The sequence below is a fragment of the Lentzea sp. NPDC102401 genome (assembly GCF_044765805.1).
GTDB lineage: Bacteria > Actinomycetota > Actinomycetes > Mycobacteriales > Pseudonocardiaceae > Lentzea > Lentzea sokolovensis.
Genome location: NZ_JBIWKS010000019.1, coordinates 1 through 12,456 on the forward strand (window position 1 = coordinate 1; position 12,456 = coordinate 12,456).

The following is a 12,456-nucleotide window of genomic DNA, read 5'->3' on the forward strand; positions in this document are numbered from 1 at the left end:
AACGCGGCCGGGATCGTGTAGTTGCCCAGGTAGAACTCCCACGCGGGCCAGATGCGGACCAGGCCGTCGGTCCAGCCCATGTACCAGTCGGGCTGCGAGCCGGCGGAGATCTGCGCGGGGTTGTACGGGCCGAAGTTCCAGATCGGGTTGATCTGGAAGATGCCACCCATGATCGCGATGACACCGACGACGATGGCGAAGAAGCCACCGCCCTTCGCGGCGAACACCGGCATGATGCGGACGCCGACGACGTTGGTCTCCTTGCGGCCCACGCCCGGGAACTGCGTGTGCTTCTGGTACCAGACCAGCGCGAGGTGCGCCGCGATCAGACCCAGGATGATCGCCGGGATGATCAGGATGTGCGCGGTGTAGAGCATCGGGATGATGTCCGTGCCGGGGAACTCCCCGCCGAACATCAGCCAGTTGATCCAGGTGCCGACCACGGGGAACGAGATCAGCAGCGCCGCCATGACGCGCAGGCCCGTGCCCGAGAGCAGGTCGTCGGGCAGCGAGTAGCCGAGGAAGCCCTCGATCGCGCCGAGCATGAACAGCACGATGCCGATGACCCAGTTGATCTCACGCGGCTTGCGGAACGCGCCGGTGAAGAAGATCCGGAACATGTGCACGACGATCGCGGCCATGAACAGCAGCGCCGCCCAGTGGTGCACCTGGCGGACGAACAGGCCACCGCGCGTCTCGAACGAGATGTCGAGCGTGGACGCGAACGCCCGCGACATCTCGATGCCGCGCAGGTTCTCGAACGCGCCGTTGTAGGTGACCTCGGTCATCGACGGGTCGAAGAACAGGGCGAGGTACGTACCCGACAGCAACAACACGATGAAGCTGTAGAGCGCGATCTCACCGAGCAGGAACGACCAGTGCGTCGGGAAGACCTTGTTCAGCTGCTTGCGCAGGCCAGAGGCCGCGTGAAACCGCTCGTCGGCAGCGTTGGCCGCCGCCCCTGCGACGCGCGCGGCCGCGTTGGCCGGCTTCGTCGGCGTGGTGATGGCACTCATGACTTCCGCTCCCAGAACGCCGGACCCACAGCCTCGATGAAGTCGCTGCGGGCTACCAAGTATCCGTCTTCGTCCACAGTGATCGGAAGCTGCGGAAGGGGACGGGTCGCCGGACCGAACCGCGGCTTGGCGTATTCGAAGACGTCGAACTGCGACTGGTGACACGGGCAGAGCAGCAGACCGGTCTGCTGCTCGAACAGCGACGTCGGGCAACCGAGGTGCGTGCAGATCTTCGAGTACGCGTACAGGTCACCGTAGTTGAAGTCTTCTTGACCTGCACGTTTGGTGACCGCCTGGTTCGGGCGCATGCGGATGAGCATGACCGGCGCGTCGGCCCGCTTGAGGGCCGCGACCAGGGCGTGCTCGTCCTCGCGCTCGGACTCCCGGAACGGGAACACCGTCTCGAAGCCGCCCGGCTCGACGTCCTCGGGACGCACCAGGGAGACCTCGTGGAAGTTGCCGGTGTGGCGGCGCAGGTAGACCTTCTCGCCCTTTTCGGCCTTCCAGCCGGTGTGCCACAGCGAGTTCTTGGTCTCGCTGTCCGCGTGCGGGTTCTTGATGAGCGCGCCCAGCGGGACGGCCGCGACGCCCAGACCCAGCACGCCGGCGCCGAGGCCCGCGGTGCGCTTGATCAGGCTGCGGCGCCCGATGCCGCTGCGCTCACCCGCGTCGGCGAGCTCCGCGACCAGCGTGGCGCGGTCGACCTCGGTCGACGGGCCGTCGTGGCGCTGCTGCACCGCGAGCTCTTCGGGGATGAACTTCTTGGTGTAGAGCAGCGCGGCGACGCCCAGCGCCACCACCGACAGGCCCAGGAACAGGCCGATCAGCGGGTTGTAGAGCATGTGCAGCAGGTGGCCGTCGGTGTGCGGCGCCTCGTACTGCCACGGCCAGAACAGGAAGACGCCGAGGAAGGCCAGTCCGGACAGCGCGGAGATCACGAACCAGAGCGCGACGACGCGCTCGGCGCGACGCTCGGCACGCGTCCCGGGAACCGGGAACCTCTCCTCGTAGTGGACGAGCTCGACGCCGTCCATCTTCGTGCCGAGCCTGACGAGGTCGTCCCGGCTCATCTCCGCGAGCTCTGCCTCGCTGGGCAGCTCGGTCGGCTTGTCGCCGCTCATGCCTTGGCTCCGATCCAGAGGGTCACGCCGATGAGCGCGGCGATGCCCACGATGAACGCGATCAATCCCTCGGAGACGGGTCCGAACCCGCCCAGGGGGTTACCGCCGGAGTTGTTGTTTCCGTCGGTGACCGACTTGACGTACGCGATGATGTCTTTCTTCTCTTCCGGCGTCAGCTGGCGCTCGCCGAACTTCGGCATGTTCTGCGGGCCGGTCAGCATCGCCGTGTAGATCTGCTCCTCGGTCACGCCGTCGAGCTCCGGCGCGAACTTGCCGGACGACAGCGCGCCGCCACGACCCGTGAAGTTGTGGCAGCTGGCGCAGTTGAGGCGGAAGAGCTCGCCACCGCGGGCGGGGTTGTCGCCGCGCAGGGCCTCGCCGGACTCGGAGGGCTTCTTCGGGCCCTCGCCACCGTTGGCGGTGATGTAGGCCATCAGCGCGTTGATCTCCTCGGGGGAGAGCTTCGCGGGCTTGCGGATGGCCTGCGCCTCCTGCCGCGCCATGGGCATGCGGCCGGAGGAAGTCTGGAAGTACACCGCGGCGTCACCGACGCCGATCAGGCTCGGCCCGCGGTCCTTGACACCTTCGAGGGACTTGCCGTGGCAGCCCGCGCAGGTGTTCAGGTAGATCTGCTCGCCCTGGCGGACCAGAGCGTCCTCCTGCTGCGCCTGGGCGGTCTGCGCCTGGGGCGCGAACGCGGCGAACAGCATGCCTGCGCTGAGCAGGGCGAAGCCCAGCGCGAGCAGACCGGCGACCCGGCGGCGCAGCTTCGTGCGGGCGCCGCGCGGGCGTTTCGTAGTGGTGGTCATGGTGTGCGGCAACCCTTGCTGTCAGTTCGGGAGCTCGTGGCTGGGGAGCAGGTCAGGGCACGATGTAGATGATGGCGAAGAGCCCGATCCACACGACGTCGACGAAGTGCCAGTAGTACGACACGACGATGGCGGAGGTGGCCTGCGCCGGCGTGAACTTGCTGAGCTTCGTCCGGATCAACAGGTAGACGAACGCGATCAGACCGCCGATGACGTGCAAGCCGTGGAAGCCGGTCGTGAGGTAGAAGACCGTGCCGTAGGCCGACGACGGGATCGTCGTGCCCTCCTCGACGAGGGTGAAGTACTCACCCGCCTGGCCTCCGACGAAGATCGCTCCCATGATCAACGTCACGATGTACCAACGACGCAGACCGAACACGTCGCCCCGCTCAGCGGCGAACACGCCCCACTGACACGTGAAGGACGACGCGACCAGGATGATCGTGAAGACCGCCGCGTAGGGAACGTTCAGATGGGTGGGCGCTGGGGGCCAATGCCCAGTGTCGTTCTGGGCCTTCACCGTGAAGAACATGGCGAAGAGGCCAGCGAAGAACATGAGCTCGCTGGACAGCCAGACGATCGTGCCGACGCTGACCATGTTCGGGCGGTTCAGCGAGTGCACGCGCTGGCCGATTGAAGGCGCTGCCGTGGTCACGCGCAGCATTATTGCCTGCGGAATTTCCGTCCGCCCATCGGGTCCTGCGCGGATCATGGGTCGGCTGGGTCACACAGCGGGTGATCGCGAGGAGATCAACGAATGGGTTTGCTGGGCCGATTGCGGGACATGCTGCGACAAGAGGACTCGCCGACGCTGTCGATCGACGACCCGGCGCTCGTCGTCGTGGTCGAGGCGTTCGACATCGCGGAGGCCGATTCGGCCGCTCTGGCCCGTTCGCCGCAGTGGCGCGCGGACGATCTCGCGGTGCTCCGGCACCACCTGCGCATCCCCGCTGACCAGGTCGAACGCGCGCGAGAACTGCTCACGCCCGACGGCTGGGTACTCGTTGCCGGTGATATATCGCATATCAGTCGAGTGCAGAAGCTGGACGCCCTGCACTGCGCCCAGGAGCGGTCGAGGATGGCCTCGCTGGCGCAACGACTCGGTGGCGACGCCCTGGGGTGGGACGCCCTGCAGAAACCACACGAACCGGCCCGATAGCATCACGGCGACCTTGGTCACTTTCTTCAGGACCGCAGTCGGCAGTCGCAGCGGAGGATCCAGAGATGAGCACGCAGACCACGAAGATCCTGGTGTTCAGCCACCGGCCCGAGGTGCGTGAGACGATCATCACTGCGGTCGGCCGCCGTCCCGCGCCGGACCTCGCGCGCGTCGAGTACGTCGAGGTCGGCACCATCGCGGACGTCCTCTACGAGGTCGACAACGGCACCGTCGACCTGCTGATCCTCGACGGCGAGGCGCAGCCGACCGGGGGCATGGGCCTGTCCCGCCAGCTCAAGGACGAGATCACGAACTGCCCGCCGATCGTCGTGGCGGTGCGCCGCAAGGACGACAGGTGGCTCGCGACCTGGTCGCAGGCGGACGCGGTGCTGGTGCACCCGCTCGACCCGCTGGCCGCCGCCGAGACCGTGGCCGAGGTGCTGCGGGGCTTGGCTTTGCCCGTCGTCAAGGGCTGATCCCGCCATGAGCCAGCGCACCTGGCCCTCGCTGCTCAACCGCCTGCTCGACGGCGTCGACCTGACCGCCGACGACACCGCCTGGGGAATGGACCAGGTGATGTCCGGCGAGGCGACCGCGGCGCAGATCGCGGCGTTCGTCGTCGCGTTGCGCGCCAAGGGCGAGACGCCGGAGGAGGTCGACGGCCTCGCGAAGATGATGCTCAATCACGCGAACCGGTTCACGGTGGACGTGCGGGCGACCGACATCGTGGGCACAGGCGGCGATCATTCCGGTTCGGTGAACATTTCGACGATGGCCGCGATCATCACGGCCGCCGCGGGCGTGCCCGTGGTCAAGCACGGCAACCGGGCGGCGTCGTCGCAGTGCGGCACGGCGGACGTCCTGGAGGCGCTGGGCGTCGCGATCGACCTGCCGGCCGCCGGCGTGCAGGAGACCGTGCGCGAGCTCGGCATCGGTTTCTGCTTCGCGCCGGTGTTCCACCCCGGTTTCCGGCACGCGGGCCCGGTGCGGCGGGAGATCGGCATTCCCACGTCGTTCAACCTGCTCGGACCCCTGACGAACCCGGCGCAGCCGACGGTCGGCCTGATCGGCTGCGCGCGGGCGTCCGCGGCGCCGCTGATCGCCGGCGTGTTCGCGCGGCGCCGCAACACCGCGCTGGTGGTGCGGGGCGACGACGGCCTCGACGAGATCACCACGACCACGACGACGTCCGCGTGGCTCGCGCAGGACGGTGTGGTGCGCACGGAGACCATCGACCCGGCAATGCTCGGCGTGAAGCCCGCCCGCGAGGAGGACCTGAAGGGCGGCGACTCGTCGGTCAACGCCCAGGTGGTCCGCGACCTCGTGGGCGGCAAGACGGGTTCGGTGCGGGACGCGGTGCTCGTGAACTCGGCGGGCGCCATCGCGGCGCACGGCGGCTTCTCCGACGACCTGCACGCCGACCTGACGGCCTCGCTGAGCCGTGCGGCCGACGCCATCGACTCAGGCAGGGCGGCGACCCTGCTGAGCCGCTGGGTGGAGCTCTCACAGGCTCTGAAGGCGTCCCAGAGGAAGTAGTCCCAGAGGAAGTAACCGAAAGACTGACTGAGCGGTTTCGGTCACGCGTCGTCGTCGACGCGTGACCGTGCTCGCACGGCCGCCGCATCGGCGTAGTCCGAGCGAGTGATGGGCCAGAGATGCGCGCCACGTGGTAACGCCGCCGCAATCGCCACCTGGAATGCTGGAGTCATGGCCATCCTCTACCCGGTGATGAAGCACGTCGTCGCGCGCACAGCCCGTCTGGTCTACCGCCCGGTGGTGGACGGCCTGGAGAACATCCCCACCGACGGCCCCGTCATCCTGGCGGCCAACCACCTCAGCTTCATCGACAGCGTCGTGATCCCGATGGTCGTGCCGCGCCGGGTGTCGTTCCTCGCGAAGGCGGAGTACTTCACGGGCACCGGCCTGAAGGGCTCGCTGTCGCGCTGGTTCTTCTCCTCGCTCGGCCACGTGCCGGTGCACCGCGGCAAGGGCCGTGACGCGCGCGCCGCTCTCGACACGGCCGCCGACATCCTGGCGCGGGGTGACGCCTTCGCCATCTACCCGGAGGGCACGCGCTCGCTCGACGGCATGCTCCACCGCGGCCGCACCGGCGTCGCCCGCATGGCGCTGGAGTCCGGGGCCCCGGTCATCCCGGTCGGCATCATCGGCACGGACAAGGTGCAGCCGGTCGGCAGCAGGTTCCCGAAGATCGTCCCGGTGACGGTCCGCTTCGGCGAGCCGCTCGACTTCAGCCGCTACGACGGCATGCAGGAGTCGCTGCCGGTGCTGCGCAGCGTCACCGACGAGATCATCTACCGCATCCTGGACCTGAGCGGCCAGGAGTACGTCGACGCGTACCAGAAGGCGCCCGAGAAGGTCCCGGCCGCCGCGTAGCCGCCGTAGCCTCGTTCCGGCCTGCGAAAGGGCCCTCCCCGCTGTTACCGGGGAGGGCCCTTTCGCGTGCGATATGCGATGTATCACATACGGGACATCAGTCCACACACGACTGAGGCCCCCTCCACAGTGGAGAGGGCCTCAGTCGAAGCGATATCCGACGTATCGGATATTGGATATCAGTCGTGCCTGTCAGTCGTGATTGGGACCGGTGTGGTACTCGAACACCAGACCGCCGACCATGACCAGCACCATGATGATGGCGATCACCAGCAGCCACACGTGCCAGAACGCCACCGCGACACCGGTGGTCGCCGCCGCGGCGGCGAGACCGACCGGCCAGTACGAGCCGGGGCTGAAGAAGCCCAGCTCACCGGCGCCGTCGGACACCTCGGCGTCGGGGTTGTCCTCCGGCCGCACCTCGATGCGGCGGGCAACGAACCGGAAGTAGGTGCCGGTGATGAGCGCCAGGCCACCGGTCAGCGCGAGTGCCACCGTGCCGGTGGGCTCGACGTGGCCGGTCGCCAGGTGCGTCCAGTAGCCGTAGACGACGGCCATCAGGAATGAGAAGGCCATCACCAGGTCGAATACGCGAGCTTCGATCTTCATCGCGAGGCGTTCCCTACTTCTGGCCCGCACCGGAGGCTTCGCGCGCCGTCCGGTCGGTGTTGAACGGGGTGGTCGTCGTGGCCAGCGGTGAACACCACTTGTCACAGTTCACCTGAGAGAGGGCCTCGGCCGTGGTGTACGGCTTGCCCGTCTTCTCGTTGACCTGCTTGCGCAGCTCGATGTACTTCTCGAAGTCGGCGTCCTCCAGGGCACGGACCTCGAAGTTCATCACCGCGTGGTACGAGCCGCAGAGCTCGGCGCAACGGCCGACGAACGCGCCAGGACGGTCGATCTGGTCGATCTGGAAGACGTTGTCCTGGTTGTTCTTCTCCGGCATCGGGAAGACGTCCCGCTTGAAGTGGAACTCCGGCACGAAGAACGAGTGGATGACGTCCGTCGAGCGCAGCGTGAACTGGATGCGCTTGCCGGCCGGCAGCACCATGATCGGGACCTCGCCCGAGGTGCCGACCGTGCTGACGACGTTGCCCTCTTCGGTCTTGTGGTCCGGGTACTGGAACTCCCAGTTCCACTGGAACGCGATCACGTCGACGTTGACGTCGGGCTTGCCCGACTTGTCCGTGACGTAGTTCTGCGTGACGGCGGTGAAGTAGAACAACACCGCCACGATCACCGTCGGCACGACGATGAGCACGATCTCCAGCGGGAGGTTGTACGCCGTCTGACGTGGCAGCTCCTCCGACTTCTTGCGGTGGAACACCACCGACCACAGGATCAGGCCCCACACGATGACGCCGACGACGAGCGCGGCGATCACGGACCAGGTCCAGAGCTCGCGCATCTTCTCGGCCTGCGGCGTGACGGCCTGCGGCCATCCGAAGCGCAGCACCTCGTCCGTGGAGCAACCGGTGGCCCCGATGCCGACCAGGCCTACCAGCCCAGCGGTCTTCACCAGCCGGGATGCCCTGGTGCCCTCCTTCAGGCCCACTGCTCGCCCGCCTCCTCGTTCCATGCCAACGGATCAAGCGGGAGCGTAGCCCAGCGCAACGGCGCTCACCCCTTGGGGGCACCGCCGCTGCGGTGCAGTTTCGGTCACACAGAGCCCCTTCGGCATACTGAGGACTTCCCCGTGGTCTTCCCCTTCGTGTTTCTTGAGAGGTGCGAGAGCCTTGTGCGGCCTGGCAGGACTTGTATGCCCTAGCGAGAACGAGGCCGAGAACGCGCGCCCGGCCATGGAGGCGGCGCTGCGCTGCATGCGGCACCGCGGCCCGGACGAGAGCGGCACCAGGCGGGTCGACGAGGTCGTCTTCGGCTTCAACCGGCTCGCCATCATCGACATCGAGCACTCCCACCAGCCGTTGACCTGGGGTCCGGCGGAGTCGCCGAGCCGGTACACGATCAACTTCAACGGCGAGATCTACAACTACCTGGAGCTGCGCGCCGAGCTCACCGAGAAGCACGGCGCGGTCTTCCACACCGACGGCGACACGGAGACCATCGTCGCCGCCTACCACTACTTCGGTCCCGCGGCGATCACGAGGCTGCGCGGCATGTTCGCGTTCATGATCTGGGACTCCGAGCGCGACGTCGTGTTCGGCGGCCGCGACCCGTTCGGCATCAAGCCGCTGTACTGGGCGCAGGGTCAGAGCGGGGTCGCGTTCTCCAGCGAGAAGAAGGTCCTGCTGGAGATCGCCTCCACGATCGGCATCGCCCCGAAGATGAACGTCAAGGGGCTGCAGCACTACCTCACGCTGCAGTACGTGCCGGAGCCCGCCTCGCTGCACGACCAGATCTACCGCGTCGAGTCCGGCCACTCGTTCACGCTGGTCCCCGGCGAGTCGCCGAAGTTCGAGCGGTACTTCCCGGCGAACTTCAAGGTCCGCACGGTCCGCAGCGAGGGCGAGGCCGACGCGCTCTACGACGAGATCACCGCCGCGCTGCGCGACTCGGTCGCCAAGCACATGCGCGCGGACGTGACGGTCGGCTCGTTCCTGTCCGGCGGCATCGACTCGACGGTGGTCGCGGCGCTGGCCAAGGAGCACAACCCGGACCTGATCACGTTCACCACGGGGTTCGAGCGCCAGGGGTTCTCCGAGGTCGACGTGGCCGCGGAGTCCGCGGCGCTGATCGGCGTGAAGCACGTGGTCCGCACGGTCAGCGCGCAGGAGATGATGGACTCCCTGCCGCTGATCACCTGGTACCTCGACGACCCGGTGGCCGACCCGGCGCTGGTGCCGTTGTGGTTCATCGCCCGTGAGGCGCGTCAGCACGTGAAGGTCGTCCTGTCCGGCGAGGGCGCGGACGAACTCTTCGGCGGGTACACGATCTACCGCGAGCCGTTGTCGCTGGCGGGGTTCGAGAAGGTGCCGGGCGCGCTGCGCAAGGCCATGGGCAAGGTCTCCACGAAGATCCCGCACGGTGTGCGCGGCAAGGACCTGCTGCGTCGTGGGGCTTTGACGCTGGAGGAGCGCTACTACGGCAACGCGCGCATCTTCCTCGACGACCACCTGCGGCAGGTGTTGCGCACGTACGACCCGGCGGTGTCCCACATGGACGCGACGGCGCAGCCGTACCGCGAGTCGCGCAACTGGGACCCGGTGACGCGCATGCAGCACGTCGACCTGTTCACGTGGCTGCGCGGGGACATCCTGGTCAAGGCCGACAAGATGACCATGGCGAACTCGCTGGAGCTGCGCGTCCCGTTCCTCGACCCCGAGGTCTTCAAGATCGCGTCGCAGATCCCGAGTGAGTTGAAGATCACGAAGGACACGACGAAGTTCGCGCTGCGCAAGGCGATCCGCGACATCGTGCCGGCGCACGTGCTGAACCGCCGCAAGCTCGGTTTCCCGGTGCCGATCCGGCACTGGCTCAAGGACGAGATGCACGACTGGGCTGTCGACATCGTGCGCTCGTCGCAGACCGACCAGTACATCGACAAGTCCGCGGTGCTGCGGCTGATCGAGGAGCACCGCTCTGGTGTGCTCGACCACAGCCGCCGCATCTGGGCGCTGCTGGTGTTCATGATCTGGCACGGCATCTTCGTCGAGGGCCGCATCCAGCCGGTGGTGCCGGAGCCGCACTACCCGGTCAAGCTCTGACGGTTCGGGCCCCTCCCCGGAGGGGCCCTTCTCGTTCTACCGGCGTCCCTGAGCGCTGCAGATCGCGTACGAGCTGACGACGGTGTCCGGGGACGCCATCAGTTCCAGGTAGCGGGCGAACTCGTCGTCGGTGAGCGGGAGCTTTGCGCGCATCAGCCGCGCGGTCGCGGCGAGCAGGCGGCAGCCGGCGGAACCGCCCTCCCATTCCTGCACCTCGCGGGAGCCGCTGACGTCGTTCAGCCCTGCGTCGAGCAGCACCCTCTCGATGCGCGCGCCCCACGCCAGTTCGGCGCCCGCGTGATCGAGCAACGTCAGCAGGGCGTTCTTCACCCGCATGATCAGCTTCGCGTCCTCCGGGGCGGATGACGGCCCGGTGGTGAGGACTTCGAGCGGGAGGCAGTCGAATTCTTCGAGCACGAGCCATCCGCCGGGGCGCAACGAGTCGCGCAGCTTGCGCAACACGACCTCGCGGGCGGGGAGGTAGAAGAGCACCAGGCGGGCGTGGACCAGGTCGAACGCGTTGCCGGGCAATATGTTGGATACCACGTCGTGCTCCAGAACCGTGACGTTGTCCCGTTCCTCGAGCCGGGTGACGTCGATGTCGGTGACCGTCACGTGCCCGGACTGAGCGACGACGTCGGCGAGCCAGTTCGCCACCGACCCGCCACCACCTCCGACTTCGAGGCAGCGCCAGCCGTCCGCCACACCCAGCTGCTCGACGCGGGCGAACGTGCCCGCGTCGAGCAGAGAGCTCAGCGCGTCGAACTTCGGATCGAGCGACTCACCGGTGTCGCCGAACAGGTACGTCCCCATTGTCCGATCATGGCAGGACGGGAGCGATCTCCTCAGCGGCTTCCGCACCAAACGCGCCACGAATGCGAGCGAGCGCCGACTCGCGCTCGATCACCCACTCCTGCGTGCCCACGGTCTCGAGCACCTCGACGGCGATGAACGAGCCGAGCTGAGCAGCGCGTTCGATGCTCAGGCCCGCGGTGATGCCGGCCAGGAAGCCCGCGCGGAAGCCGTCGCCGACGCCGGTGGGGTCGGTCTTCGCGACCTCGGGAACGGCGGGGACGTGCAGCGCGAAGCCGTCGCGGTCGACGATCTCGACGCCCTTGGCGCCGAGCGTGGTGACGCGCTTGCCGACGCGGGCGAGGACGTCGGCCTCGGTCCAGCCGGTCTTCTGCAGCAGCAGTTCCCACTCGTAGTCGTTGCTGAAGAGGTACTCGGCGCCCTCGATGAACGCGCGCGCCTGCTCGCCGTCCATGCGGGCGAGCTGCTGCGACGGGTCGACGGCGAACCGGTAGCCGCGCTGACGGCACTCGTCGGCGTGCCGGAGCATGGCCGCGGGGTCATCCGGGCTGATGATGACGAGCTCGAGGTTCGCGACGCGGTTCGCGATCGGCGCGAGCTCGATGTTGCGCGACTCGGCCATCGCACCGGCGTAGAAGGAGGCGATCTGGCACATGTCGTCGTCCGTCGTGCAGACGAACCGCGCGGTGTGCGCGACCTCGGACACGTACACGCCGGACGTGTCGACGCCGTGCCGCTCGAGCCACGAGCGGTAGTCGTCGAAGTCCTTGCCGACCGCGCCCACGAGCACCGGCCGCACACCGAGCACACCGAGGCCGAACGCGATGTTCGCGCCGATGCCACCACGCCGGACTACGAGGTCGTCGACCAGGAAGCTCAGCGACACACGGTCGAGACGCTCCGCGACCAGCTGGTCCGCGAATCGACCCGGAAAGTGCATCAGATGGTCGGTCGCGATGCTGCCGCACACGGCTAGGGGCACGTCGGCTCCTCTTTTCTTGTTGCGCTACGTGACAACTCACCCGGACGAGTACCGCTGTGAAGACTACTGTTTGGTAGGGCTACCGCAGGTCAGACAGCCGTCATACGGTCGGAAGGTGACGATCCCAGAGGCGACCACGATGAGTGAACTGATCGAGGACTGCGCGCAGCTCCCCTTCGCTCTGACCCACCCCGAGCACCCCCTTCCCGCCCCGCGCGACGCCGCGCCCTGGCAGGTCGACGAGCGGTGCGCCCACCAGGTCGAAGGCCTCGCCGAATACGGCGTCTAGCTTCTGGGCCCTACCTTCTCGCTTCCCAGTCTGTCCGGGTCGTACCTGGCAGATTTCCTGGTCCACACGCGGAGAGGGGGGGGGGGGGGGGGGGGGGGGGGGCGGGGGGGGGGGCGGGGGGGGGGGGGGGGGGGGGGGCGGGGGGGGGGGGCCGGGGGGGGGGGGGCACCCCCGCGGGGGCCCCCCCCCCCCCCCCCGCGGCCACCCC

The 12,456-nt window shown here is 68.0% G+C and carries 14 protein-coding genes; 6 read left to right on the plus strand and 8 right to left on the minus strand.

All coding sequences use genetic code 11. The features are described from left to right. The 4 genes from ACIRG5_RS43240 to ACIRG5_RS43255 all read right to left on the minus strand — a co-directional run. A partial coding sequence (locus ACIRG5_RS43240; RefSeq protein ID WP_402916385.1) for a cytochrome bc complex cytochrome b subunit occupies positions 1 to 1,016 on the minus strand: 1,016 nt, incomplete at its 3' end. After that, positions 1,013 to 2,137 (minus strand): ubiquinol-cytochrome c reductase iron-sulfur subunit, encoded by a 1,125-nt coding sequence (locus ACIRG5_RS43245; protein ID WP_402916387.1) that lies wholly within the window; start codon positions 2,135 to 2,137, stop codon positions 1,013 to 1,015. The genes ACIRG5_RS43245 and ACIRG5_RS43240, both read right to left, overlap by 4 nt. Further along, the gene (locus tag ACIRG5_RS43250) at positions 2,134 to 2,946 is read right to left on the minus strand and encodes a c-type cytochrome (protein ID WP_319978393.1); all 813 of its coding nucleotides are present in this window, start codon (positions 2,944 to 2,946) and stop codon (positions 2,134 to 2,136) included. Before ACIRG5_RS43250 ends, ACIRG5_RS43245 begins: the two co-directional genes overlap by 4 nt. A 52-nt stretch (positions 2,947 to 2,998) precedes the next feature. Further along, positions 2,999 to 3,610, minus strand: a complete 612-nt coding sequence (locus ACIRG5_RS43255; protein WP_093599929.1) for a heme-copper oxidase subunit III — start codon at positions 3,608 to 3,610, stop codon at positions 2,999 to 3,001. A gap of 93 nt (positions 3,611 to 3,703) precedes the next feature. Here ACIRG5_RS43255 and ACIRG5_RS43260 point away from each other — a divergent pair, with 93 nt between their 5' ends. From ACIRG5_RS43260 to ACIRG5_RS43275, 4 genes are all read left to right on the plus strand, one after another. Next, a complete protein-coding gene (locus ACIRG5_RS43260) occupies positions 3,704 to 4,105 on the plus strand; it encodes a hypothetical protein (RefSeq protein ID WP_402916390.1) in 402 nt (133 codons plus the stop codon). Positions 4,106 to 4,170: 65 nt separating this feature from the next. Further along, positions 4,171 to 4,581, plus strand: coding sequence for a hypothetical protein (locus ACIRG5_RS43265; RefSeq protein WP_093599935.1), 411 nt, complete (start codon positions 4,171 to 4,173; stop codon positions 4,579 to 4,581). 7 nt (positions 4,582 to 4,588) lie between these two features. Then, on the plus strand, positions 4,589 to 5,641 hold the full coding sequence (gene trpD, locus ACIRG5_RS43270) for an anthranilate phosphoribosyltransferase (protein ID WP_402916392.1): 1,053 nt from the start codon (positions 4,589 to 4,591) through the stop codon (positions 5,639 to 5,641). A 177-nt stretch (positions 5,642 to 5,818) separates the two neighbouring features. Then, the gene (locus ACIRG5_RS43275; RefSeq protein ID WP_402916666.1) at positions 5,819 to 6,499 is read left to right on the plus strand and encodes a lysophospholipid acyltransferase family protein; all 681 of its coding nucleotides are present in this window, start codon (positions 5,819 to 5,821) and stop codon (positions 6,497 to 6,499) included. A 192-nt stretch (positions 6,500 to 6,691) separates the two neighbouring features. Here ACIRG5_RS43275 and ACIRG5_RS43280 read toward each other — a convergent pair whose 3' ends face one another. Both ACIRG5_RS43280 and coxB read right to left on the minus strand, forming a co-directional pair. After that, a complete protein-coding gene (locus ACIRG5_RS43280) occupies positions 6,692 to 7,108 on the minus strand; it encodes a cytochrome c oxidase subunit 4 (protein WP_402916394.1) in 417 nt (138 codons plus the stop codon). 13 nt (positions 7,109 to 7,121) lie between these two features. Beyond that, positions 7,122 to 8,054, minus strand: coding sequence for a cytochrome c oxidase subunit II (gene coxB, locus ACIRG5_RS43285; RefSeq protein ID WP_402916396.1), 933 nt, complete (start codon positions 8,052 to 8,054; stop codon positions 7,122 to 7,124). A 181-nt stretch (positions 8,055 to 8,235) separates the two neighbouring features. On the opposite strand from coxB, the gene asnB reads away from it, so the two are divergent. Next, on the plus strand, positions 8,236 to 10,164 hold the full coding sequence (asnB, locus tag ACIRG5_RS43290; protein ID WP_402916398.1) for an asparagine synthase (glutamine-hydrolyzing): 1,929 nt from the start codon (positions 8,236 to 8,238) through the stop codon (positions 10,162 to 10,164). A 36-nt stretch (positions 10,165 to 10,200) separates the two neighbouring features. On the opposite strand, the gene ACIRG5_RS43295 is transcribed toward asnB, so the two are convergent. Both ACIRG5_RS43295 and ACIRG5_RS43300 read right to left on the minus strand, forming a co-directional pair. Beyond that, positions 10,201 to 10,977 carry a class I SAM-dependent methyltransferase gene (locus tag ACIRG5_RS43295; protein WP_402916400.1) on the minus strand — a complete coding sequence of 259 codons (777 nt, stop codon included), beginning with the start codon at positions 10,975 to 10,977 and terminating at the stop codon, positions 10,201 to 10,203. A 7-nt stretch (positions 10,978 to 10,984) separates the two neighbouring features. Beyond that, a complete protein-coding gene (locus ACIRG5_RS43300; RefSeq protein WP_402916668.1) occupies positions 10,985 to 11,917 on the minus strand; it encodes a carbohydrate kinase family protein in 933 nt (310 codons plus the stop codon). A gap of 157 nt (positions 11,918 to 12,074) precedes the next feature. Between ACIRG5_RS43300 and ACIRG5_RS43305 the strand changes: the two genes are divergently transcribed. Further along, a complete protein-coding gene (locus tag ACIRG5_RS43305; protein ID WP_170176554.1) occupies positions 12,075 to 12,248 on the plus strand; it encodes a hypothetical protein in 174 nt (57 codons plus the stop codon). Positions 12,249 to 12,456: the final 208 nt, after the last annotated feature.

What these genes read in the sequence shown, in the direction of transcription:
- ACIRG5_RS43245 (WP_402916387.1), bottom strand. Translation starts at nt 2,137, where the DNA reads ATGAGCGGCGACAAGCCGACCGAGCTGCCCAGCGAGGCAGAGCTCGCG.
- ACIRG5_RS43250 (WP_319978393.1), bottom strand. Translation starts at nt 2,946, where the DNA reads ATGACCACCACTACGAAACGCCCGCGCGGCGCCCGCACGAAGCTGCGC.
- ACIRG5_RS43255 (WP_093599929.1), bottom strand. Translation starts at nt 3,610, where the DNA reads ATGCTGCGCGTGACCACGGCAGCGCCTTCAATCGGCCAGCGCGTGCAC.
- ACIRG5_RS43260 (WP_402916390.1), top strand. Translation starts at nt 3,704, where the DNA reads ATGGGTTTGCTGGGCCGATTGCGGGACATGCTGCGACAAGAGGACTCG.
- ACIRG5_RS43265 (WP_093599935.1), top strand. Translation starts at nt 4,171, where the DNA reads ATGAGCACGCAGACCACGAAGATCCTGGTGTTCAGCCACCGGCCCGAG.
- trpD (WP_402916392.1), top strand. Translation starts at nt 4,589, where the DNA reads ATGAGCCAGCGCACCTGGCCCTCGCTGCTCAACCGCCTGCTCGACGGC.
- ACIRG5_RS43280 (WP_402916394.1), bottom strand. Translation starts at nt 7,108, where the DNA reads ATGAAGATCGAAGCTCGCGTATTCGACCTGGTGATGGCCTTCTCATTC.
- ACIRG5_RS43295 (WP_402916400.1), bottom strand. Translation starts at nt 10,977, where the DNA reads ATGGGGACGTACCTGTTCGGCGACACCGGTGAGTCGCTCGATCCGAAG.
- ACIRG5_RS43300 (WP_402916668.1), bottom strand. Translation starts at nt 11,917, where the DNA reads ATGCACTTTCCGGGTCGATTCGCGGACCAGCTGGTCGCGGAGCGTCTC.